Source organism: Flavobacterium artemisiae (assembly GCF_042678225.1).
Lineage (GTDB): Bacteria > Bacteroidota > Bacteroidia > Flavobacteriales > Flavobacteriaceae > Flavobacterium > Flavobacterium artemisiae.
The window spans coordinates 140720-164622 of the sequence record NZ_JBHUDZ010000007.1; the positions used below are offsets into that span (position 1 = coordinate 140720).

At 34.3% G+C, this 23903-nt stretch carries 20 protein-coding genes; 6 read left to right on the top strand and 14 right to left on the bottom strand.

Annotated features, from left to right (window positions below; genetic code table 11):
* Positions 1-121: 121 nt before the first annotated feature.
* The 7 genes from ACFSC2_RS05835 to pyrR form a co-directional block, all read right to left on the bottom strand.
* Complete coding sequence (locus ACFSC2_RS05835) at positions 122-625, bottom strand: CAP domain-containing protein (RefSeq protein WP_379816469.1); 504 nt, start codon at positions 623-625, stop codon at positions 122-124.
* 182 nt (positions 626-807) lie between these two features.
* On the bottom strand, positions 808-1452 hold the full coding sequence (gene pdxH / locus ACFSC2_RS05840) for a pyridoxamine 5'-phosphate oxidase (RefSeq protein WP_379816470.1): 645 nt from the start codon (positions 1450-1452) through the stop codon (positions 808-810).
* 92 nt (positions 1453-1544) lie between these two features.
* Positions 1545-2450, bottom strand: coding sequence for a ribonuclease Z (locus ACFSC2_RS05845; protein ID WP_379816471.1), 906 nt, complete (start codon positions 2448-2450; stop codon positions 1545-1547).
* An 87-nt stretch (positions 2451-2537) separates the two neighbouring features.
* A complete protein-coding gene (locus ACFSC2_RS05850) occupies positions 2538-2870 on the bottom strand; it encodes a ribonuclease Z (protein ID WP_379816472.1) in 333 nt (110 codons plus the stop codon).
* A gap of 138 nt (positions 2871-3008) precedes the next feature.
* The gene (locus ACFSC2_RS05855) at positions 3009-3935 is read right to left on the bottom strand and encodes an aspartate carbamoyltransferase catalytic subunit (RefSeq protein ID WP_379816473.1); all 927 of its coding nucleotides are present in this window, start codon (positions 3933-3935) and stop codon (positions 3009-3011) included.
* A gap of 81 nt (positions 3936-4016) precedes the next feature.
* A complete protein-coding gene (locus ACFSC2_RS05860) occupies positions 4017-4658 on the bottom strand; it encodes a DUF6891 domain-containing protein (protein WP_379816474.1) in 642 nt (213 codons plus the stop codon).
* Between the two features lie 30 nt (positions 4659-4688).
* Complete coding sequence (gene pyrR / locus ACFSC2_RS05865) at positions 4689-5228, bottom strand: bifunctional pyr operon transcriptional regulator/uracil phosphoribosyltransferase PyrR (protein WP_379816476.1); 540 nt, start codon at positions 5226-5228, stop codon at positions 4689-4691.
* A gap of 136 nt (positions 5229-5364) precedes the next feature.
* On the opposite strand from pyrR, the gene ACFSC2_RS05870 reads away from it, so the two are divergent.
* From ACFSC2_RS05870 to ACFSC2_RS05895, 6 genes are all read left to right on the top strand, one after another.
* Positions 5365-5907, top strand: coding sequence for a hypothetical protein (locus ACFSC2_RS05870; protein ID WP_379816477.1), 543 nt, complete (start codon positions 5365-5367; stop codon positions 5905-5907).
* A 348-nt stretch (positions 5908-6255) separates the two neighbouring features.
* The gene (locus tag ACFSC2_RS05875) at positions 6256-6849 is read left to right on the top strand and encodes a dihydrofolate reductase family protein (protein WP_379816478.1); all 594 of its coding nucleotides are present in this window, start codon (positions 6256-6258) and stop codon (positions 6847-6849) included.
* A 136-nt stretch (positions 6850-6985) separates the two neighbouring features.
* A complete protein-coding gene (locus ACFSC2_RS05880; RefSeq protein WP_379816479.1) occupies positions 6986-7375 on the top strand; it encodes a hypothetical protein in 390 nt (129 codons plus the stop codon).
* Positions 7376-7448: 73 nt separating this feature from the next.
* On the top strand, positions 7449-7907 hold the full coding sequence (locus ACFSC2_RS05885) for a hypothetical protein (protein WP_379818587.1): 459 nt from the start codon (positions 7449-7451) through the stop codon (positions 7905-7907).
* A gap of 40 nt (positions 7908-7947) precedes the next feature.
* Positions 7948-8673: a hypothetical protein gene (locus ACFSC2_RS05890; protein WP_379816481.1), complete on the top strand. Its 726-nt coding sequence runs from the start codon at positions 7948-7950 to the stop codon at positions 8671-8673.
* A gap of 165 nt (positions 8674-8838) precedes the next feature.
* Entirely contained in the window at positions 8839-9012 is a 174-nt protein-coding gene (locus ACFSC2_RS05895; protein ID WP_379818589.1) for a hypothetical protein, read from the top strand.
* Positions 9013-9077: 65 nt separating this feature from the next.
* On the opposite strand, the gene ACFSC2_RS05900 is transcribed toward ACFSC2_RS05895, so the two are convergent.
* The 7 genes from ACFSC2_RS05900 to ACFSC2_RS05930 all read right to left on the bottom strand — a co-directional run bounded on the left by ACFSC2_RS05900 (position 9078) and on the right by ACFSC2_RS05930 (position 23898).
* Positions 9078-10697, bottom strand: a complete 1620-nt coding sequence (locus ACFSC2_RS05900) for an ABC-F family ATP-binding cassette domain-containing protein (RefSeq protein WP_379816482.1) — start codon at positions 10695-10697, stop codon at positions 9078-9080.
* 343 nt (positions 10698-11040) lie between these two features.
* Positions 11041-11808 carry a TlpA family protein disulfide reductase gene (locus ACFSC2_RS05905; protein WP_379816483.1) on the bottom strand — a complete coding sequence of 256 codons (768 nt, stop codon included), beginning with the start codon at positions 11806-11808 and terminating at the stop codon, positions 11041-11043.
* A 64-nt stretch (positions 11809-11872) separates the two neighbouring features.
* Positions 11873-12562, bottom strand: a complete 690-nt coding sequence (locus ACFSC2_RS05910) for a DUF3592 domain-containing protein (RefSeq protein ID WP_379816484.1) — start codon at positions 12560-12562, stop codon at positions 11873-11875.
* A 262-nt stretch (positions 12563-12824) separates the two neighbouring features.
* Entirely contained in the window at positions 12825-17561 is a 4737-nt protein-coding gene (chiA, locus tag ACFSC2_RS05915; protein WP_379816485.1) for a T9SS-translocated chitinase ChiA, read from the bottom strand.
* 500 nt (positions 17562-18061) lie between these two features.
* Positions 18062-20128, bottom strand: a complete 2067-nt coding sequence (locus ACFSC2_RS05920) for a beta-N-acetylhexosaminidase (RefSeq protein WP_379816486.1) — start codon at positions 20126-20128, stop codon at positions 18062-18064.
* A 154-nt stretch (positions 20129-20282) separates the two neighbouring features.
* Positions 20283-22220 (bottom strand): glucosamine-6-phosphate deaminase, encoded by a 1938-nt coding sequence (gene nagB, locus ACFSC2_RS05925; protein ID WP_379816487.1) that lies wholly within the window; start codon positions 22218-22220, stop codon positions 20283-20285.
* A 109-nt stretch (positions 22221-22329) separates the two neighbouring features.
* Positions 22330-23898 carry a RagB/SusD family nutrient uptake outer membrane protein gene (locus tag ACFSC2_RS05930; RefSeq protein WP_379816488.1) on the bottom strand — a complete coding sequence of 523 codons (1569 nt, stop codon included), beginning with the start codon at positions 23896-23898 and terminating at the stop codon, positions 22330-22332.
* Positions 23899-23903 lie beyond the last annotated feature (5 nt).

Here is a 23903-nt window from a genome sequence, read left to right on the forward strand (position 1 = left end):
CATTTTAAACAATCTAACATTAAAAAGCTGTCTGTTTCAGGGCAGCTTTTTTAAAATAAAAAGCCGTTGCAGCTCAAAGAATTGCAACGACCTCTAAAAAACCAACCTGTTCAATAAATCTTTATATTTTCGCAAAAATATTAGTATAATATTTTTTTCCAGCGGCATCTGTTGTCACAGCCAAACCGAAATGCGTATAATCTCCTTCAATGTTTGCCTTGTGTCCAGGACTTTCTAACCAAGCTTTTAAAGCAGCTTCAGGAGTTTTATAGTTGTAGGCAACGTTCTCACCAACTTTAATAGCTCCTAAAACAGCTGTAATATTTGCAGATCTTGCCGTAAAATCATTATGATTTACCACAACATTAGCAATCATGTATTTGTTATGCTCTTCGCATTTATAAGAAATGTGGTTAATTCGCTGTAACGCATTTAAACCAATACTCACACGGTATTCATTTATCAATCTCATCGTTTCCAGCTCAGTATCATTGTAAGTATAATTTACAACAAGTGCCTCAGTAGTAACAGCGCCATTCTCGCTAGCCTCGGCAGTGTCAGCAGAACATGAGTTCATTGCGATTAGCATCGCAATGAACAACATGGTGCGCATAATCTTTTTCATAATCAACAGCATTTTAGCGGTTTAAAGTAAATGTTGGGGCAAATCCTTTAAATTTATTTTTGAATAAATATCGTTCGAATTTCTGTTTCAAACGTATTCATTTTACCGTTAAAGTGCAAAAATAATCGATGAACTACATTATATTTTATATTTTACAGGTAATTTTCCTACGTAAAAATACTTTATGAAGATAATCTTTCTATCTTCCAAGAAAAATCTGACTGACTCGTATAACGAATTCTATCATGAAGTCTATTTGGTCTCCCCTGCCAAAATTCTACTTGCAGCGGTGTTACAATATAACCGCCCCAAAATTCAGGACGAGGAATTGATTTTCCTTCGAACTCTTTCTCCAGATTTTTTAAGTTTTCTTCTAAGAAATTTCGTGACGGAATTACTTGACTTTGATTCGAAACCACTGCGCCTAACTTGCTTCCTTCTGGGCGTGAATCAAAATAATTTTCCGAAATGATTTCAGAAGTTTTCTGAGCAATTCCTTTAATAATAACCTGACGCTCCATTTCCTGCCAGAAAAAAGACAAACAAACATTTGGGTTCTGCTCTATTGCTTTTCCTTTTTCAGAATGATAATTGGTATAAAAGATAAATCCTTCTTCTGAGAATTTCTTCAATAAAACTACACGTGATTTCGGAAAACCATCTAAACCAATTGTCGAAACCGTCATAGCATTCACTTCTCCGCTTCCTTCAAAGGCTTCCATTTCATGAAACCATCTGTTAAAAAGATTAATTGGATCTTCTGGAATATTAGTTTCCAATAATTCACTTTTCTCGTAAGATCTTCTATAATTGCTTAAATCGTTCATGATTTTAAATTTAGATTGTTGATTTTAGATTTTAGATTACTCAAATCTTAAACCCTTTGTAACTTTGAACCTTTGTAACTTTGAACCTTTGACTAAAACTCAAACGAAAGCCCGTCATCTCCTAAAAGTACATTTGGAAAAACTTCCGCTGCTTCTGTTTTAAAAGGCTCAATTCCGTCATAACGAGTAGAATAATGTCCTAATATTAAATGTTTGGCATTGGCTTTCAAAGCTATCGTTGCAGCCTCTTTTGCTGTTGAATGTAATGTTTTTCGAGCCAAAGCTGCTTCAGAATCCAAAAAAGTAGATTCATGGTACAAAACATCAACATCTTTTATAATTGGCAAGACAGACTCATTATAAGCCGTATCCGAACAAAAAGCATAGCTCATAGGCTGAATCGGATCAAAAGTCAATTTTTCGTTTTCGATAACCCTGCCGTCGTCAAGCGTGATGTCGCTGCCGTTTTTTATTTTTTGATAATAAGCCACATGGATACCATATTCTTCAGCTGCTTCAATATTTAGTTTTCTTTCTGCTGGTTTTTCCTGAAACAAATAGCCGTTGGTGTAAACACGATGATCCAGCGGAATTGTCCTCACAATCACTTTTTGATCTTCAAAAATCACTTCGCTTTCCTTAGATTCCAATTCATGAAAAAACAACGAATAAGTAGTCCAAGATTCTGTCAATTTCAATTGAAGCAGAATTAGTTCTTTAATTCCTTTTGGTCCGTAAATATGTAAATCTGTGGTTCTTCCTAAAAGAGAGAAAGTCGAAATCGTTCCAATCAATCCGTATAAGTGATCGCCATGAAGATGCGAAATAAAAACGTGATTGATTTTTGAAAACTTAATTTTATTTTTTCGAAGCTGTACCTGAGTTCCTTCTCCACAATCAATTAAAAATAATCGATTTCTCATTTCTAAAACCTGAGAAGTTGGGTTGGTAAGCGTTCTGGGAGTTGCTGCGTAACAGCCAAGTATTGTTAATTGCATTTTATTTTTAAATTTTAGAGTTCCGATTTTAGATTTCAGATTGCATGCTGAACTAAAATCTAAAATCAACAATCTAAAATCTAAAATTTAAAAACCGAGGTCTCTTTCTATTTCTTCCATTTCGATAATATCGTGTGCTTCCAAAAGCGAAGGTACAACAGTTAATTTATCAGAAACGGAGTTAAAATCAAGATCTGAAGCCACAATTACAAACGATTTTTTTGCTTTTTTCTGGATTTTAACCAAAGGCAGAAAAGCTTTTAAGTCATTTTCAGATACATTTTTGTCTGCAGACAAATCGATTATAACATTATGTTTTTCAAAGGTTTTAAATTGCTGCGTTACTTTTTCTACAAAGTCATTAAAATCACCTTGTGTATCTTTTATCGTAACGGTATGTCCTTTTTGATCTACTTTCATTTTTTAAATTTGTGGGGCTTATATAAAAATTGAGTTTCTGAGAGCTAAGGTACGAAGATTTTTTTGTTAGTTGTTTCAAGTTTCAGGTTTCAAGTTTTTTTTAAGTTCGTTCGGAAAACCTGAAACCTGAAACAAAAACTATTGAATCTTAGATGCTAAAAGATAAATCACCGCCATTCTAATTGCTACACCATTTTCTACCTGATTTAAAATTACAGATTGTTTAGAATCGGCAACTTCAGAAGTAATCTCTACTCCTCTATTGATTGGTCCTGGGTGCATGATTACGATTTCTTTATCTAATGAATCCAAAAGCGCTTTATCAACTCCGTATTGCTGTGCATATTCTCTTGTTGATGGGAAGAAATTCACGTCCATACGCTCATTTTGCACACGAAGCATATTCGCAACATCACACCATTCTAAAGCTTTACGAAGATTTGGCTCGACCGTAACTCCCAAAGATTCAATATATCTCGGAATCAACGTTTTTGGCCCGCATACTTTTACTTCTGCGCCCTGCATCTGTAAAGCGTAAATATTAGAAAGCGCTACTCTTGAATGTAAAATATCTCCAACGATAACGACCTTTTTTCCAGCAACATCACCGAGTTTTTCTCTGATAGAATAACTATCTAGCAATGCCTGAGTTGGATGCTCGTGGGCTCCGTCTCCCGCGTTTACAATACTTGCTTTGACATTTTTGGATAAAAAATAAGCCGCTCCGGGATTGGAGTGGCGCATTACAACCATGTCAACTTTCATGGAAAGGATATTATTTACAGTATCAATCAAGGTTTCTCCTTTTTTAACCGAAGATTGAGCCGCAGAAAAACTGATTACATCAGCAGATAAACGTTTCTGCGCTAATTCGAAAGAGAGTTTGGTTCTGGTACTGTTTTCGAAGAAAATATTGGCAATAGTAATATCTCGTAATGAAGGAACTTTTTTAATGGGCCTGTTAATGACTTCTTTAAAATGATCTGCCGTTTCAAAAATCAGGTTAATATCATTCTCATTGATGTATTTTATTCCTAATAAATGATTTACGCTTAATTCTTTCATTTCTGTTTCTTTAATATTATTTGGTCAAATTCTGAAAGCGAAATTTATCGCGTTCCCTCTATTTTTAAGAGTTTGCTTCTCTTATTGGATCATTCTGTCTACAACTTCGCTGTAATCCTGCAAATCTCTTCCGTCTTCATCGTACAAATGCTGCCATCTGAAATTCAGAAGTTCTATTTTTGTTTTGGCCGATCCATTCCAGTTCACTTCAAGTCCGTTGTTTTTAAGCACCTCTGCTACTTTATTACCAACTGCTATTGTTATTTCTGGATCAGAATTATCTACTTTTTGAAAAGCGATATACAAACTCGGATGATCTAAAATTACAGCTCTGGCTAAATCTTGTTCGTGATAAAAACAATAACCATCAGATTCGACTTCGTTTTCTCGAAGTTCTCTTTCCACCTCAACTACTTCATATTCACCATCACTTGTGGTATATCCGGCATTGTGAAGCGCAATGATGTTCTGCTCACATAATTCATCAAACGCTTTTATAAGCTTTTCAGTATCTGTCGGGCTTTTCCATTGTTTACTTTCTTGAAGTAACTTTTGATATTCTTCGTCAATTTTTTCAAAAGCCCAAGCTTCAGAAATTTCATCTTCGAACTCATTATCTTCAATTTCTTCTATGATGTTCTCTTTAATCTCATCAATAGAAAGAAACCCCATTCTTACCTGATTAAAAATTGATTCATAAATAAACGCTTCGTTTTCTGTCATGATTGTATTTTCAATTTTTAATAATTCAATTTAATTGGTAACTAAATGAACAACATCTTCTCCTTCATTCTCTTTCCAGCTCACAATAACTCTTTCGCCATTGATCGCATCTACCTGACGACCACGATAATCGGGCTGAATTGGCAAATGACGGCTGAAACGTCTGTCAATTAAAACTAATAATTCGATTTCTGAAGGACGACCAAAAGACTGAATAGCCGTTAATGCCGAACGAATGCTTCTTCCGGTAAACAATACATCATCTATAAAAATGACTTTTTTGTTTTCTACGATAAAATTGATTTGGGTTCTATTGGCTTCAAGCGGTTTCTCTGTTCTTCGGAAATCATCTCTAAAAAAAGTGATATCTAAATATCCTAAAGTAATTTCTGGAGTTTGGTATTCGCCTTCTAAAATCTGTTTTAAACGTTCAGCTAAATAAACACCTCTTGGCTGAATTCCGACTAGAATAGTATCTGAAAAATCAAGATGTTTTTCGATCAACTGACAAGCCAAACGATGCAGTATGATAGTAACTTCTTTTGAATTAAGTAATACTTTTTGACTCATAATTAAGTGTAATGTTTGGTTGGGCAAATATACGGAATCATATTTTATTTGTTGGGGTGTTGGGGTTGGAAATATTTTTATATTCCATTATGTTTGTCTTTTTAAATCTAAACTTTCCTCAAATCAACAAACAAAAATGAATTCTTCTAATTCTAAAATATCAGTTGAATTAATGATGCATGGCAAACGAAAAACAATTCCAATAGTTTTAGATGCATTATCAACCAGCCTCTTCTTTAGTCTCTTGATTTTGTTGATTTTATCGGAAAACAATATTCATGTTAATGCTTTTTTTAAACTTTCGATCCTTACGTTGATTATTATTGGATTGATGAGTTTTTTTATTAACATGTATGTCTTTTTTAACTGGCAGATTAATGATCTAAGATATATAACTGGTAAAATCATTCTAACCGAAACAAGCATTACAATAGACAACCTTCTTATAAATATAGATGATATAGAGAAAGTACATTTCAAAGCATACAACACAAGGAAAGCTGGTAGAGGATTGGGTGATGGTGCAAATAATGAAATCACAATAAAAACAACTGAAAGCACAATCAATCAAAAGTTTATGCTTGAGGACAAAGCAAAAAGAGAAGAATTGAAGAATTACGCATTTTTTCTAAAAACAAAGCATCTTTTATCTGATATACAGGGAATAGATTTGGTTTAGTCTTTCATTTAAAAATTGTAAAATTTAATTCTTAAAAATTCCGTAGGAATGAATCATTTTGTAGCAACGGATTTCAATCCGTTGCTACAAAATGAACAATAGGAAATAGAGTTCCATAGCAACGATTCAATTATAAATGCATAAAATAGATCGAACTTATGGTTCTAAAACCTCTCTTCGTTATTTTAGACCGGATTAAAATCCGGCCCTACAATAATTAGCCGAGCCGATGGCTCTCTTTTTCTCTGGTATTTATCTCCAAACCCTAAACATTTACATAAAAATTCAATAACGCGTTTCTCTATTTTTTTAATTAATTTTAAATTGAATTTAAAAACACCAAATATCATGAGAAAACTAATTGTTATAACCATGATTACCATTGATGGCGTAATGCAGGCACCTGGTGGCCCCGACGAAGATACTTCGGGCGGTTTTGAATATGGAGGCTGGGTCGCGCCTTTTGGAGATGAAGAATATGGCAATGTCATGCAGGAACAGATGAAACCTGCCGATATTCTTTTAGGCAGAAAAACATTTGATATTTTCGAAGACTATTGGCCAAAACACGCAGAAGGCTGGCCGGGAATTAATGAAGTTACCAAATACGTTTTGTCCTCCACCAGAAAAAACTCTGATTGGGAAAACTCAGAATTTCTATCTTCTGTAGATGAAATCAAAAAACTCAAAAATACCGACGGCGGCGACATAAAAGTTTGGGGAAGCGCCACACTTGTGCAGCTTTTGCTTCAACATGATTTGGTTGATGAACTTGCCCTTCTAATTTATCCGATAATTTTAGGAAAAGGAAAAAAATTGTTTGATGATACGGCAACTCCGGCAGGGTTTACTTTAGTTGAAAGTACTGCTACACCAAGCGGTGTAATTGCTGTAAGTTATAAACGTGCGGGTGATGTAAAAACAGGAACTATTGGAGAATAACGAATGAATTTTACACGTAAAAATAAATCTCATCAGCACAATATATCATAAAAACAGACACCCGAGTGAATCGTAATTAGGACTAAAAAAGTTATTGATACAACTTGTTGATTTTTTGTAAAAGCCAATAAAACGGATGAAAGAAAGCAGTCAAAAATTTATAGCTAAACCCAAAAATATATTTCTACTAGACAGTTTTGGAGCTTTGCTTACTACTATTATGCTCTATTTTATCCTTAGACGTTTCAATGCGTTTTTTGGTTTATCTAAAGACATTTTCGAACACCTTTCAAGTATTGCATTCACTTTTTTCATTTATTCAATCAGTTGTTATTTTTTTGTTCAACAAAAGTGGAAAGCGTTTTTAAAAATAATCTGCACGGCTAATATTCTTTATTGTACCTTGATATTTTGTATTATAATTTACAATTATGAAAGTATTTCAACATTGGGTATTGTTTACTTTTTAGGAGAAATTGCTGTTATAGCTGGAATTGTATTTTTAGAAATTAAGACAATTAGATAAACAAATGGCAAAAAAGAATCTCAGACGCAAATTTACTCAAGAGATACAACCAGTTAAAAAGAAAAACTGGACAATGAAAATAATTGCTTTACTCTTCTTTTTGGGGGTTTGTGTTATTTTTATTGTTCAAGATTCTAATCGTATCAATCTTGAAGGAAGTTGGAAATCAACTAAGATAATATTGGACGGGAAAGACATTCTTGGTGACAATATCTTAAACAATTTTGATCTGGCTAATCAGACTATAATTAGCAATTGGGGAAATTCTATGAGCATTTCAACATCGGATAGCGATTTAGATGCTCATTTTAAAATTAAGAAGAAAAGCAAAAACGTTTATAGCATAACATTATCTTCTAAAGAAAAATCTTTGAACGGTGATTTTGTAATGAAAATCGACACCGTACATACAGGCCCGCAATCTTATATTGTTTATGTAGAATTGAAACGAAATAAAACATTTATAAATTTCGAGAAAGAAGTTGTCGTTCCGCCTTGGAAACCTGAACGCCCTAAAAGAGGACAAGTTTAAATCAGTAAAGATTTGTAATTAAATTTAATAAAAACTTAGAATGAGGAAAAAGCTTTTAGTTTTACTATTATTAACCTTCGCAAGCAGTTTTGGTCAAACAGCTACAATCAAATTAAAAACAAAAATATACCCAAATGGCAGGGAAACGGAAGCTCCTTTAAAATTTGAATTTAACGGAATAACATTTAAAGAAAATGATTCAGTCCTCCATGTTCCAATAAAAAAAAATAATTTTGACACATACAAAGTTACTTATGCTGATGAAAGTTATGACTTTATAACCAAATTTAAAGAAAATGAAATCTATGAATTAAGTCAAGGATGTTGCTGTGCAGATTTTATCCTAGAAGCTAAAAATAATCCGCGAAAGGGAGTTGTAATATTCAAAAACAAAACGAATAAAGATTTATGTTTACTCGTTTCGGCATTTGAAACTGATACTGTAACATCAGGAAAAAAGAAAGTTCTTTTTGCATCAGAATCCGCAATGTGTAATTTTAAACCATGTGAAATACATATTGCAGAGACAGAATATCTTTCAGAGAAATACAATTCCTCCGAAAATACAGATTATAAAATGTTATCAAAAGAGCAAGATAATTTAATATTGGCTTCTAACTGGTATCACTTTTTACATGGGGAAAAGATAGAAGTCATTTATAATCCTGATTTAAAAAAAATAGATTTAAAACTGAAAGGATATTTAACCGATAAAGAATATTTAAAAACACTAACGGATTTGGTTACGAAAAACAACATTGAATAAATTCCACAGGAACGATTCATTTTTTAGTAAATCACGACCTTGCTCCTTTTAAATTTTATAAATTTCTAGATAATCTAAATCCTAAAACATTTCCAAAAAATTCTATAACACGTTTTGCCTTTTCTTGAAGTAATTTTATTCATGAACTTTTAAAATACTAGAGTCATGCAAAATAAAATACTACGATTGTTAATGGTATTTGTAATACTATTTTCATTTACAAGCTGTGAGGTAATTGGGGACATTTTTAAAGCCGGAATGGGTTTTGGAATCTTTCTGGTAATTTTTATCGTAGCCGTTATCTTTTTTCTTATCAGTAAATTTCTTGGAAAGAAATAATCATAAAAAAAATCCCAAATTATATTTAACTGGAATTTGGGATTTTTTTTATTGGAATTTAAAAATTAAAGATTGTACATCTTCTTTCTTTGTTCCTGAATCTTTTCGTCATCAAGATATTCGTCAAATGTCATGTAACGGTCGATAACTCCGTTTGGTGTTAATTCAACAATTCGGTTACCAACAGTTTGTGCAAACTCGTGGTCATGCGTTGTAAAAATCACAGAACCTTTAAAGTTTTTTAACGAGTTGTTGAAAGCTGTAATAGACTCCAAATCTAAGTGGTTTGTCGGCTCATCCAACATTAAAACGTTAGCACGCTCCATCATCATTCTAGACAACATACAACGTACTTTTTCTCCTCCAGATAAAACTCTAGAAGTTTTTAAAGCTTCTTCTCCAGAGAAAATCATTTTCCCTAAGAAACCTCTAATAAATACCTCATCACGCTCTTCTTCTGTTTTAGCATACTGACGCAACCAGTCAACTAAGCTTAAATCATTTTCGAAATAATCGTGGTTTTCAGCTGGCAAATAGGCTTGGTTTGTTGTAATTCCCCAATCAAAGTTTCCAGAATCTGCTTTTTGTTCATTGTTTAAAATTTCGTAGAAAGCGGTTGTTGCACGAGAATCTTTAGAGAAAAGAACGATTTTATCGCCTTTTGCCATATTCAAGTTAATATCTTTAAACAAAACCTCTCCATCTACAGATGCAGATAAGTTTTCTACGTTTAAAATTTGATCTCCAGCCTCACGATCCTGATCGAAAATAATCGCAGGATAACGACGGCTTGAAGGTTTAATTTCAGAAATATTTAATTTCGAAATCATTTTTTTACGAGAAGTTGCTTGTTTCGATTTCGCTACGTTTGCACTAAAACGACGAATAAATTCTTCAAGCTCTTGTTTCTTCTCTTCTGCTTTTTTGTTTTGCTGTGCACGTTGTTTTGCCGCTAATTGACTAGACTCGTACCAGAAAGTATAGTTTCCTGAGTAGTGATTGATTTTTCCGAAATCAATATCAGAAATATGTGTACAAACCGCATCTAAAAAGTGACGGTCGTGAGATACAACGATTACAGTGTTTTCGTAATTTGCTAAGAAGTTTTCTAACCAAGCGATTGTCTCGAAATCCAAATCGTTGGTAGGCTCATCCATAATCAATACATCAGGATTTCCGAAAAGTGCCTGCGCCAAAAGCACACGTACTTTCATTTTTCCTTCCATATCACCCATTAAAGTATAGTGATCTGCTTCTGTGATTCCTAAGTTAGATAACATTGAAGCGGCATCAGAATCGGCATTCCATCCGTTCATTTCTTCAAACTGCACTTGCAATTCTCCAATTCTGTCTGCATTGGCATCATTATAATCTAAATAAAGTTCATCCATTTCTTTTTTAACAGCGTACAAAACTTTATTTCCCATTAAAACGGTTTCCAAAACAGTATGCTCATCGAACATGTTGTGGTTCTGGTTTAAAACCGACATACGTTTTCCTGGCTCTAAATGGATATGACCAGAAGTCGGATCCATATCGCCTGAAATGATTTTTAGGAATGTAGATTTTCCAGCACCATTGGCTCCAATAACTCCGTAGATGTTTCCGTGAGTGAAAGTTGTATTTACTTCATCAAATAAAACTCTTTTACCAAATTGAACTGATAAATTATTGACTGTTAACATGAATGTCTTTTTAATTAATTTGGTGCAAAGGTAAGGAAAAAGGTGCAGAGTTACAAAGGTGCAGAGTTGCAAAGTTTTTTGAACGATATAAGTAATATTTGAACCATATAAGTAGTGTAAGTTCATTTAAAACAAACTTAATCTCTGGTAAGGAAAAAAGATGAAGAGTTGCAAAGGTGCAGAGTTGCGCAGTTTTTTCATGCAAACGAATCTTTTTCCCGCAAAGTCGCTAGGGCGCAAAGTTTTATGCAAAGTAACCTCATTTTTGTCATTTCTGACAAACAATACCCATAATTTAAACTTTACACAAAAACTTATAATCTCTTATATGAACTAATATGGTTTAAAAAACTTCTTTTTCCAAAGCGACTTCCAGACTTTCGTAGTTGTTTAAAACTTTTGCAATTTTTCCTTCTTTATTGAGAATAAAATGGGTTGGAAATGCATTTAACTGCAATGTATTATTCATATATTCTTTCATATTTGGAATTACAGAATAGGATAACGGTTTTCTCGTTAGAAAAGTTTTTAATTGTTCTGGAGTATCTTCGGCAAGGCTTACAAAAACAATATCTTTTCGGTCTTTGTATTTTGCGACTAATGCGTTTACGGCTGGAAATTCTTTAATACACGCAGCACAATGAATGTACCAACATTTGATTACGATGATTTTGCCTTTCATCGTTTCGTTTGAAACTTCGTTCCCTTCTAAATCTTTAAATGAAAATTGCGGAAAAGGCTTCCCTTCCATTTCAAAGTTTTTCAAAGCATCAAAAGCTTCCTGATTGATGGTTGCTTTGATACTTGTATCTGATTTTGGAAGTATTTTGAATAATTTATAACTGTAATCTAAATCTTGAGATTTTAATCGAATTGGAATAAAATTTCCGTTTGCCAATGCGGTTAAAAAAGCTTCTTTCGTTATTTCTTTTGATGTATTATCTAAAGCAGTAAAATCTCTAGAAAGCATAATCTTTTTATTGTATACTGACCAGCTCTCATACGTTTTCTGAATTTGAACGGGATCTACTTCTGGATTTCCGAATTTTATCTGACTAAAACTTGAAGTAAAAATTAAAAAGAAAACAATAAAAACAATTAGCTTTTTCATTAAAAAGAAATAAAATAAATGAGTCGCAAAATTACTTAAAAATTTAGTTTTTTCCTCTCTGAAATTAATTGCTCACTTTGGGCAAAAAAGAAATATCCATATAGTATTTCTTTGGATTTGAAGGATCAATAAGCACTTTAATTCCTTCTGACGGAATAAAATTATTTGGGTCAAACCAAATATTCTCGCTCTTAAACAAATGCAGTTCGTTAGTTGCAGGATTCAACCATTGACTGTAAATCACATACGGACTTCTTCCGTTTACTTTATAATTGTAGTTAAGGTCAGCATGATCAAATTTTGTTATAATAGATTTTCCGTTGAATTTTAGATCTTCTATTTTCTTTTGTTTCATTTTACCAAATAGAATAATGAGAAATCCGATCAAAAAGAAAATTGTTCCTATAATTCCTAAAATTAAAGGTGCAAGCCATAAAGACACAAATCCATTAATATCAGCATCATAAGGATCGGCAGGGTCGTAAAAAATTTCTACGGTTTCTCCTTCATGATAACTTGGAGGATTACTGCCAACCGATGAAGTAAATTCTATCTGCTTTCCGTCTTTTGTTGTATAAGAAACAACTGGTCTGTAAGTGGTAGATTTATCAGATCTTGAAGCTATTAAGTCTGTAACTGTACCTTGAACTTTTACCGCTTTATCTAAAAATGCTTGTTTGTTTTGATACAGATAAAAGGCCCCGCCTAATAAAGCTAAGCCTATAATTAGAAATACGTATTTTACTATTTTCATTTTGGTTTGGTTGTTAGTTGCGGTAAAAATATTAAAATAGATTAGAATTATTTAACCGATTGGCATTTTATACCATAAAAAAACCCGACAGTGGACTGTCGGGTTCATAATGCACTTTTCTAGATAAAAACCAAATAACAAATTACCTAAAACCGATGCATTTATTCGAAATAAAAAATTGATTAAAAAATAAATAACCAAACTCAATTTTAACCATACCAGATTTTTTTTTATTTCGTTTTATCTTCATTCTTGATTCACTTTAGTTTAAAAAGTTCATCACTTTCAATGATTTTTTGTGTCCAGATTTGTCTGTTACAATCACAATAAATACTTGCTTTGATGAAAAACTATAATTGTGCAACACCACTTCTTTGTTGTTCTGAACATTTCTCTGGCTTATTATATTTTGTCCAAAAACATTGAATACATCAACTTGAGCGATTTCTTCATTTTCATTTACAACAGACAATGCATTGTTTTTAAAGTAAGCAACTGTGGTATTATTTTGTGAAGAAATATCATCAAGCACCAATGTTTTGGCTGCTGTCTGCGAAGCGAAATATGCTGCATACGCTTTAGACAATTCAGATGAATTCCCGCAAGAAGATGCATCCCAGTTTACAGACCAAGTCATTAAACCTCTTAAAGAAGGATAAGGTCCGCCTGGCTGCATCGTGTACGTTCTTCCTGAAAAAGTAGTTCCTGTTCTTAAATAATGCATCGCATTAATTCCTTCTGTCGGCGTTATGTAACCACTTCCTGCTGCACTTGGACAAGCCGGTAATGCAATAAGAACTTTAGAAGCTGGCAACCCATCGAAATGCATTCCTGTTGAAGCAATGTTGTACCCTTTTATTATCATATCTGTTAGGGCAGTTACCATGTTTGCTCTTTTAGCCGAACCATAATACTGGCCGTCTAATCCGTTTTCTCCTCCTGTATTATACAATTGTACTGCTAACAAATCCAATTCATTACGCAAGTTTTGAATGATTGGCAGGAAGGAACCAAAAGTATCTGTATAAGTAGAATATCCTCCTTGTACATATTGTGTTTCTGGTGCCGCAGTTAATAAAAATCCAGGGCCATAGTAAGCTTTTAATTCTTTGAAAGCATCTACCACGTTTTTTAATCTTGGATAAGCTGAAATACCAGCATAAGAAATATCTCTTAAATTTCCTGCGCTAAAATTCATAGATCCACCTTCAAAATCAATATCAACTCCATCAAATTGATACTCGTCAATGATTGCTTTTAGACCATTAACAAAAATATTTTTTTGAGCTACATTGTCCAAAACAACATGACCATTCTGACCTCCAATAGATACAATAACAGGAACGCCGCTATCTCTTAAGGATTTTATATCATTTTTCAGCAATTGCTTATTGAAAACGCCATTGGTTAAATATCTGGTGTCATTTGTAGTTAATATTGGCGTATAACCATCGCGATTAACTGTTTCTACGAAAGAATAATCGACTACGTTAAATTTGCTTCCCACCATTTGAGAGAAATATAAAAACGGTGCTGAAGTATTTTCCCAAGAATGTGCATAACCTAAAAGAACTTTAGCTGGAAGCGGAATAAATCTATTAGTTCCTACTTGAGCAATTTTAATAGTATTGTTTAAAGTCGTTATGCCAGACTTATTATCGGTTGCTTTGATTACAACTGGATAATCCTGATAAGCAGTTGGCGTAAAATTATACGTATAAGTATTATTTGTACCTGCTGTCATGTTGAATGTACCGCCGTTTATTGTAATAGTAACTCCTGAAACAGTACCGTCGCTATCAACAGCTGTAACTGAAATTGGCACAGCTTGGAAAGAACTTTGAGTTACAGTAGTATTCGATGGCGAATTCCAAGTAATTACTGGCAGTGAATTAGGACAGTTTGCACCTGAACAAGTTAATGTAAAACTGTATGTTTTTGAATCTGTTGTTCCGTTTGATGCAGTAGCTGTAACGGTTAATGTATGAGAAAGTGAAAACTGATTTGCTGTTGGTGTCCAAACCGCTGTATAAGTTCCCGAAGAATTCGATGCGCTTAAAGTTTGTCCATCTAAACTAAATACAACAGATGAGATTGTAGTAGCATCTGCAGCACTTAATCCGACACTTGCAACAAAATTAATTGCTGACCCTAAATTTATAGCAATCGTCGAAGCCGTTGGGGCTGTAATTGTAACGACTGGCTTAGTTGCAACCACCGCTTGTCTGTTAAAATTATAAACCGTTGGAGTTGTTGGAACAGCAAAGTTGGCTAGGTTATTTGGATAGTAAGTCACTTCACCATTTTCCCATGAATTTAATTTCAAACTTAATATTTGTGTATAACCTGCTACAACTGAATTATCAAAAGTATAATTTCCTGATGCATCTGTTGTTGCCAAAACGCTTTTCCAATTGTGTGTGTTATCAGTCCAAGGTAAAACGATTTCTACTTTTGCACCAGCAACAGGAGTTGTTCCGTTTTTAACTGTTCCGCTGATTAAGTTTACCGCTGCAGCTAAAGCCGTTTTTGCTGTTGAACTTGTATTAAAATTATAAACCGTTGGATTTGCAGGAATAGCAAAGTTGGCCAAGTTATTTGGGTAATACGCTACTTCTCCATTCTGCCAAGAGTTTAATTTTAAACTTAAAGCTTGTGTGTAACCATCAATCACAGAATTGTCAAAACTGTATTTTCCTTGCGCATCTGTTGTCGCTAAAACACTTTTCCAGTTGTGTGTATTGTCTGTCCAAGGTAAAACCAATTCTACTTTTGCTCCCGCAACCGGAACTGTACCATTTTTTACTGTTCCGCTGATTTTGCTTGAAGATGAAACAACGTCCTGCGTGAAGTTTAAAGTTTTATTGGCATTCAAATTAGAATAAACTGTAGATGCAGGAGTAAATGTCTGCCCAGTCAAAGCTGCAGTTACTGTGTAATTTCCGCCAGAAGCTAAACTTAGAGAATATGCTCCGCTTGAATTGGTAACGGCTGTAACATTTCCTGCTGTAGAAGAAGCTGTAACTGTTACACCAGCAACTGGAGTTGTTCCGTTTAGAACTGTTCCGCTTACTGTGTAATTAACAACAGCTGCGCCTTGCGTAAAATTCAACGTTTTATTAGCATCTATTGCATTGTAAACTGTTGATGCTGGTGTATATGAAAATCCTGATTTTGAAGCTGAAACCGTAAAGTTTAATCCAGCTGTCAAACCTGCAACACTGTAAACTCCGCTAGCATTTGAAACTCCTGTTAAAGTTGTACTGCCCGAAACTGCCGAAACTGTTACACCAGAAACTGGTGTTGATCCGTTTAAAACTGTTCCGCTTACTGTGTACACCGGCTGTGATCCTTGAATCGTAACTCCTGTTTGATTCACTGTTACGTTTGTTAAACTAACTGGTACAAAAGTATAAGTTGCTTTTGCTGCTGTTAGTGAATAATTTTGTCCTGAAGTTAAGCTGTTGAATGTAAAGTTTCCTGTTGCAGAAACGATTGTTTGAATCACTGCATTACTTGCATTTCTTAATTCTACTGTAACATCTGTAACCAAATTTGCTCCGTTTTTTACAGAACCTGCAATACTTACGGTTCCTGGAACTACGCTTCCGAAAGAAGTATCAACTTGGTTTAATAATGAATTTGGAATTGAGCCTCTTGTATCTTGAGATAATTCCCAAATCATACCTCCAGCTAAACTCTTTGATTTTATATATTGAACCTTTAAATCCATTGACTGTTTATCTTCATAAGAAATAAACTCTTTCGTAGTTGAATTGTATAAATAAGGAACTTTTGTAGTATTATCGAAGTAACGAACCCATCCTGCCGAAGCTGCAGATGGCGTTACCATCATCGTATTTGGATCTAAATAAGCATGTGAATTAGTAACTGGATTTCCGACTAAATCGCAGATTTCGATACTTCCTGATTTTTCGCACGCTCCAGAACCATCCCACGTTCCTGTTGGATTTTGCGGATTGGTACATCCTGGCACTACATATCTTGGTGCTGCAACAAATAATCCGTTTGTTGAATTTGCTGCTACGTTATCAAATTTTTTTCCGTAAAAAGGTAATCCCATAATTAATTTATTAGCAGGAAAACCAATCACGTTTAGATATTGATTTGTTAATTCGTCAAGCGATTCCGATTGTGCTGCACCGTACAATGGATCATTTGGATTCCCGCTGGCATATAATGGAGCATTGTAGCACGTTTTATCGTACCAGTTTCCTCCAAAATCATACCCGAAATACGTGATATAATCGCAATAAGTCGAAATATCTTCTGTCATTCCGTATTGCGCTCTGTTGTTTGGTCCCAAATATTGTTTCGAAACATTTCGAACATTGTTTCCTGCAGCAATCGTAACCAGTTTATTTGGCATTGCCTGACGCATAGCTTTCAGTAAAAGCACTAAATTTTTGTTGTCATCAGGGCTGTATTTTTGTGGAGGCACAGGCATTCCGTTTACAATTTCTGTACCGTCTGTTCCACCAGAAAGCGGATACTCCCAATCAATATCAAATCCGTCGATAAAAGGATAAGTTGTGATGAAGTTTACCATATCTGCCGCTAGAGCCGCTCTTGCTACAGGGCTTGCAGCAATTGGAGAAAGATCTTGACCTTTTGTCCATCCTCCTACAGAAATTAAAATTTTTAAATGCGGATACTTTTCTTTTAGTTTTTTCAAATCATAAAAGTTCCCTTTTACAGGAGCGTCCCACGGAATTCCACCTTCCATATGCTCAAAGTCAGCATAGGTATCCAAACATTTCAACTTTGTATTCTCTGGATGAGCAGGATCATAAGTTGTACCATAAAAAGAATAATTCAAATGCGTCAATTTACTTCCGTCAATCTTCGGAACATTAAAATCCCGGGCGTAGATCGACCATTGCGCATAATACCCTACTACTTTTTTACCGTGTGCTGGTTGTGCTGCGGCAAGTAAGGGAAACAGTAACAAAAAAAGCAATCTGTAATAATGTTTCATAATTAATAATATTGGTTAATAGAAAATAAATACTCCAATTTCAATGTGTAAGCACCAATCGGCACCAACACAAATAATAATCAGCTCGATGCAGTCAATGCTGTATCTGCCAGAAACTAATTCATAATTACATTTCTAAATAAATACTACTATTACCAATATTTCCATAATCATTAGTATAGTTTGGTTTGTATCTATTCAACTTTTAAAAATTCAGTATTAAATTCAATAAGATAAATCTGGGGAAACCTTAATCATTATAAATACTTTTTTGTCATGTTTACTTTTTATTCTTCTTCTTTTATTTGGTTTTAAGGGTTAATAATTCATTTCATTTATCATGTTGTGGAACATATTTTTATTCAGTTTCAAAAACTATTTCATTTTTTTCTCGCCAGAATTATCTCTACCAGAATTCTCCAATAGAGATAATATATTATTAACTCTAAATAACAATATGATGGCGATTCAATCTACTCAATACTAATCAAAACCAAACTTTATAGTAATTTTTTAAGACTTTCATACACTGATAATTCAACATCAGCATGATCTTTTGTATTACATTGCTCGATAAGAGCCTTCAAATCTTCTTTTTTAAGTGTCGATTTATTATCTAAAACAAGTAATAACTCTTGAGAAGCATCACTTAGTTTTTTTGAAAGAGGCAGTATTGGCTGCACCAATGGTGCATTACTTCCTAACTCAATTAATCCTTTATTAACGGCAATCCATTTTGTAAAAAAGGCCGCCACTTTTACTTTGTTTTCTGGTGTTTTTGATTTTAAATATTCATTTACGGCATCATTAAATGCTAATGAATCTTTGGCATCTGGCCCGCAGGCATCTGCAAAAAGTGTGAACGGCGAATACATTTGGTATTCTGTTCCTCCTTTGTTTCTTGTATATCCTTTTAATGGTTCGCAGACATTTGTGAATTCATTTAAAGATTTAAAATTCTGATTATTAGAGATATTTCTTAAGATCACAGCTTTATTTCTAATGTGCGTAAGTCCTAATTCTTCTAATCTAAACGAAACTGTTTCAAGACGTTTGCGCATATTAGCAACATCTGTAACGTCTTCTGCAGACCATAATCTTTCTGCGATTGCCGCTGTTCTCGGCCATACTCTCGAATCTATAGTTTCGGGAGTTGCAAGTTCTGTCCACATTGTGGCTTCTCCTCCTAGAATTCTAGCTTTTTCTTCAGCAGTTAAAGTGGCATCTTTTGGCATTGGGTCATTTAGATAATGACTTGCAACTGGATACATCAAATCAATATAAAAACCATTTGAAAGAACTGTTTTATAGCCTTTTTTAACGGCATTAACTAATGATTGCCCCGCAACAACTCCTTCGTTTGGACCTCTCCAAGAATGTACAATAGCTTCTTTAGATAAATCTTTTGTTAAGATTTCTTCCCAACCCATCAATTGTTTACCATGTTTCTTAAGCATTGGCGCTAGCTGCATGGTAAAATAAGTCTGTAATTCGTGATTGGTATTTAATTTATGTTTCTTTTTAAATTCTTGAATTTTTGGGTTTGCATCCCAGTCTTTTCCTTCATTTTCGTCTCCCCCAATATGAAAATAAGCGCCTGGGAATAATGGGCAAACCTCATCAAAAATTTCACTTAAAATCTGATATGTTTTAGGATTTGAAGGATCTAATGTAGGCGAAAAAATGCCTGCATTTCTTTCAACTCCATAGGTAGCTATTGCTGTACCTTGAATATTTTTTTCGGAAGTTCCGCCGGTAACCGTAATCACTTTACTGCCAATTTCTGGATAAGCAGTTAAAATAGCTGATCCGTGACCTGGAACATCTATTTCTGGAACAATCAAAATACCACGCTGATCGGCGTATTTAACGATATTTTTAATTTCTTCCTGTGTGTAGTACATTCCGTCTGATGCTAATTCAATCAGTCTCGGATGCTTTTTCATTTCAATTCTCCAACCTTGATCATCAACCAAATGCCAGTGAAAAACATTCATTTTCATAGCTGCCAATGCATCGATATTTCTTTTGATCACATCTACAGGCTGAAAATGTCTAGAAGCATCAATCATTAATCCTCTCCAAGTAAAACGAGGAAAATCTGAAATCTGCGATACTGGAAAATAAAATGAATTTGAATTGTTTTGAAGCATTTGTAACAATGTTTCTAAACCGTGTAAAGCTCCTAAATCACTCGAAGCATTAATTGTAATTTTATTCGATTTTATATCTAAATGATAACTTTCATCTTCATACAAACCAATTTTTCCGCTTTTCGTGCAATTGATTTGAAGTGTCGCTTCAGGAAATTCGTTTAATTTGGTTATAAAGCCCTGCTCAAAAAAAATACCTGTTCTACCATCTAAGCGGCGCAAAAAGCGAGTTACTCCTCCAAATATTCTAGGATTTGGATTTCCAGTAATGTTAACTCTAAAATTTTTATTTAAAGCAAAATTACCTTCGTTAATAACAACATTCTGAGGCCAAGGCATAAGATTGAGCTGCTCTTTTTTGACTTGAGCGCCAGCCGTTACACCCGCTAATAGTAGTACAAATAAATATTTCATTTTTTAGTTTTTTGTAAAATAGCGTCCTTAAACACTATTAGTAATTAGAAAGAAACAAAACCCAGACAGACTTCTATTGAACCTCACTATCGTATAAAATCGATCTGAATTTTGCTATTTGATTCGATTAAAACCGAATCGTAAAAAAGTAACTTTAATAATCAAAACGCTTAAAAGCTTCAATAGCTTCATATTCTGCCAAACCTAATTCGTCATATAAAACGGCAGTATTTTTATTTCTGTCCTCGGCTCTGACCCAGAATTCTCTAGAATCATTTCCTTGAAACATTACTCTGTCTTTTTGAGATTGATGGTATAAAATCGCATGACGTTTTAACAACACTTCTGATGGCGAAAGCGGTACTGCCATATCTATTTCATGAATATCCCATTCGTGCCAAGCGCCTCTGTAAAGCCACAGCCAGCAGTCATCCATGTATTTTTCTGTTTTTAATTGTCCCATTGCTGCAAAAATTGCATTAAGGCAAACTTCATGCGTGCCATGCGGATCGGCTAAATCTCCTGCCGCAAAAACCTGATGCGGTTTGATTTTAGCAATAATCTCTTTTACAATGGCAATATCTTCTGGCCCTAACGGATTTTTCTTTACCTGTCCTGTTTCATAAAAAGGAAGATCTAAGAAATGTGTATTTTCATCCTTCAGTCCGATGTAACGCGTTGCTGCGTACGATTCTCTTCTTCTGATCAATCCTTTTAGTTTTCTAACTTCTAAAGAATCAATCTGGTTTTCTGATTTATTATTTAAAAAATGAATTACCTCTTTAAAATTTATATCTGCTGCTTCTTTACCTATAAAATCACTTGCAACCTCAGCAAATTTTAGCGCTTCATCATCTGTAACTGCAATGTTTCCAGAGGTTTGATACACTACATGAACATCATGCCCTTGTTTGATTAATTTTGAGAAAGTACCACCCATCGAAATCACATCATCATCTGGATGCGGGCTGAAAAGAATCACTCTCTTTTTTGCCGGATTGGCTCTTTCTGGGCGATGAGAATCATCTGTATTTGGTTTTCCTCCCGGCCAGCCGGTAATGGTATGCTGTAAAATATTAAACATATTGATGTTCATATCGTAAGCAGAACCTTCCTGCGCTAGTAGATCAGACATTCCGTTATTATTGTAATCCCTGTCTGTTAATTTTAAAATTGATTGTTTTGTTTTTTGGCATAACCAAACGATGGCTTTGCTTTTTAATTCTGGTGTCCAAAGGCATTCTCCAACTAACCACGGTGTTTTGAAACGTGTTAATTCCGAAGCTGCCGACTGATCTAAAACAAATGTTGCATTAGAATGATTCTGCAGGAAAGTAGCTGGAACTTCTGAACTGATTTCACCTTGAATCGTTCTTTTTATTATTTCTGCTTTATTCTGACCCCAAGCCATCAATACAATACGTTTAGATCTCATGATAGTCGAAACGCCCATTGTAATAGCTCTTTTAGGAACATTGTCAATCCCGTTAAAATCTGAAGATGCATCAACTCTGGTAATATGATCCAAAGTGATGATTCTTGTTCCTGAGTTAACGTGAGAACCTGGTTCATTAAAACCAACGTGTCCCGTGCGTCCGATTCCTAAAAGCTGAAAATCCAGACCTCCAGCATTTTTAATATTCATTTCATAATCAATACAATATTGATTCAGTTCTTCTAGAGCTATAGTTCCGTCAGGAATATTAACATTTTCAGGTTTAATATCAATATGATTAAAAAGATGCTGGTGCATGAAATAATGATAGCTCTGATTGTTCTCTCTATTCATCGGATAATATTCATCCAGATTGAAAGTGATAACATTGCTAAAACTTAGACCTTCTTCTTTGTGCATTCTAACCAATTCTTCGTATACCTTAATTGGCGAAGAACCCGTTGCAAGACCTAAAACACAGTTTTTACCTTTTTCTTGTTTAGATCTAATCAGCTGCGCAATTTCCTGTGCTACAATTATAGAAGCTTCTGCAGAACTTTTGAAGATTTCGTTGTGGATTTTTTCGAATCTTGTTTCTTCAAATTTCCCTGCGCTTTTATAGCTGATATCAGGTTTAATTTCTAAAGCACTTTTCATTTCTTTTCTTTTTTGTAGTCAGTACGATTTTGGTTAAAGAATAGTATAGACAGCTTTCGCCGCCTATACTCTCTTACTAACCAAACTTAAATTTTCTTGTTTTTTGTTTTTAGAAGTTTGCTTTATCAACGTCCCACCAAAGTCTGGTCGCTCCGTTATCTGGACCGCCAAGAACTGCAACTCCAGACTCAACTCCTTTAGGATTGTTTGATGCCTCAGATTGTGCAAATGGAAGTCTTCTAACTCCTAAAGCAGTACTGATGATACCACCGCTCTTATTATTAGTGATTCTAAACAATTTAGGATAACCTGTTCTTCGGTATTCAGACCAAGCTTCTTGTCCATCAGGATAAGTAGCAATCCATTTTTGTGTGATGATTTTTTCTAAATTGATTTCGTTAGTAGCTCCCCAAGCAACTGTAACTTTAGAAACTGCTGGTGCATTATTTACAGCACTAATAGGATCAACATAGTCTTTTGCTATTTTAACATCATCTGCAATATACGCGGCTGCACCTTCAACACCGTTTTGTTCAAACGATGCTCTAATACCTGCTTCGTATAAATCTTTTGCAGTACCGCCCATGTTCCATCCTCTTAAAGCTCCTTCAGATCTTAAGAAATAAACCTCAGCAGTTGACATCCAAGTAACTTCACCAGTTCTTGTTCTATCACCAGTTCTAGAAAAATTAGCGTAAGTTGATGGAGTTGGATATACAATACCTGTTCTCACACCTCTATATTCACCTTCAACTTGTGTAGAAGGTTCCCAATATTTGGCCATTCTAGGATCTTGGTATCCACCCATGATAGATTCCATATCAGCTCCCATATTTAAACCAACCCAAACGTGGCTCATTACATCAATTACATTTAAATCCAATGGTGATTTAATTTTAATAAGATCTGCATTTAATTTAAACACCCCAATTGATTGGCTTACTGCTTTTTCAGCTTCTGTTTTTGCCAATGCAGGATTTACTTTAGAGATACGAACTGCTAATCTTAAACGAAGTGAGTTTGCATACTTAACCCATTGAGCATAGCTTCCAGCATAATTAGATTGATCTGTTTCAGCGAATTTAGAAACTTCTCCAGCCGTTACTCTTTGAGTCAAATCTGTAACTGCAAAATCCAAATCTTTAAACATCTGAGTGTAAATTTGCTCCTGAGAATCGTAAGTTGCAAGACCTTCGCCTCCGAATTTAGAATATACTGCTGGTCCGTACATATCTGTAATACGCTGCATAGTTGCCACTTTTATAATAAGTGACCATGCATAAAACTGATCGTATTTTCCTTTTGCTCTCTGCTCTACTTTAAACAAGTTTGCAACGATATTTACATACGCATCATCCCAAGCATACCCGTTCCAGTTCGGATTTAAGTTGTAATTATGGTTGTTGATTCCTCCAAATTCATTTGGACTGGTCATATATCCTGACCATCCATCTGCTTGCAAACTTTGCTGTAACTGATACTGCCAAGTTACATCTGATATATAAAGTCTAGTAAAGGCAGGCTTAATTAAACTTTTTATATTATTAAAATTTTGTTCCAAATCCGGTGTGGTTGCACCAACAGGGTTTTGGTTTATCTCCTCAAAATTATCTGTACAACCAAAAGCTGCAAGAAGAGAGAAGCATATTGCTGTTCTTTTTATTATATTTAATGTCATGATAG

Coding starts and splice junctions, on each gene's coding strand:
- chiA (WP_379816485.1), bottom strand. CDS start 17,561: ATGAAACATTATTACAGATTGCTTTTTTTGTTACTGTTTCCCTTACTT.
- ACFSC2_RS05870 (WP_379816477.1), top strand. CDS start 5,365: ATGAATTCTTCTAATTCTAAAATATCAGTTGAATTAATGATGCATGGC.
- ACFSC2_RS05875 (WP_379816478.1), top strand. CDS start 6,256: ATGAGAAAACTAATTGTTATAACCATGATTACCATTGATGGCGTAATG.
- ACFSC2_RS05885 (WP_379818587.1), top strand. CDS start 7,449: ATGAAAATAATTGCTTTACTCTTCTTTTTGGGGGTTTGTGTTATTTTT.
- pyrR (WP_379816476.1), bottom strand. CDS start 5,228: ATGAGTCAAAAAGTATTACTTAATTCAAAAGAAGTTACTATCATACTG.
- ACFSC2_RS05835 (WP_379816469.1), bottom strand. CDS start 625: ATGAAAAAGATTATGCGCACCATGTTGTTCATTGCGATGCTAATCGCA.
- ACFSC2_RS05895 (WP_379818589.1), top strand. CDS start 8,839: ATGCAAAATAAAATACTACGATTGTTAATGGTATTTGTAATACTATTT.
- ACFSC2_RS05905 (WP_379816483.1), bottom strand. CDS start 11,808: ATGAAAAAGCTAATTGTTTTTATTGTTTTCTTTTTAATTTTTACTTCA.
- ACFSC2_RS05845 (WP_379816471.1), bottom strand. CDS start 2,450: ATGCAATTAACAATACTTGGCTGTTACGCAGCAACTCCCAGAACGCTT.
- ACFSC2_RS05930 (WP_379816488.1), bottom strand. CDS start 23,898: ATGACATTAAATATAATAAAAAGAACAGCAATATGCTTCTCTCTTCTT.
- ACFSC2_RS05850 (WP_379816472.1), bottom strand. CDS start 2,870: ATGAAAGTAGATCAAAAAGGACATACCGTTACGATAAAAGATACACAA.
- ACFSC2_RS05880 (WP_379816479.1), top strand. CDS start 6,986: ATGAAAGAAAGCAGTCAAAAATTTATAGCTAAACCCAAAAATATATTT.
- ACFSC2_RS05920 (WP_379816486.1), bottom strand. CDS start 20,128: ATGAAATATTTATTTGTACTACTATTAGCGGGTGTAACGGCTGGCGCT.
- ACFSC2_RS05910 (WP_379816484.1), bottom strand. CDS start 12,562: ATGAAAATAGTAAAATACGTATTTCTAATTATAGGCTTAGCTTTATTA.
- ACFSC2_RS05890 (WP_379816481.1), top strand. CDS start 7,948: ATGAGGAAAAAGCTTTTAGTTTTACTATTATTAACCTTCGCAAGCAGT.
- ACFSC2_RS05900 (WP_379816482.1), bottom strand. CDS start 10,697: ATGTTAACAGTCAATAATTTATCAGTTCAATTTGGTAAAAGAGTTTTA.
- nagB (WP_379816487.1), bottom strand. CDS start 22,220: ATGAAAAGTGCTTTAGAAATTAAACCTGATATCAGCTATAAAAGCGCA.
- pdxH (WP_379816470.1), bottom strand. CDS start 1,452: ATGAACGATTTAAGCAATTATAGAAGATCTTACGAGAAAAGTGAATTA.
- ACFSC2_RS05855 (WP_379816473.1), bottom strand. CDS start 3,935: ATGAAAGAATTAAGCGTAAATCATTTATTAGGAATAAAATACATCAAT.
- ACFSC2_RS05860 (WP_379816474.1), bottom strand. CDS start 4,658: ATGACAGAAAACGAAGCGTTTATTTATGAATCAATTTTTAATCAGGTA.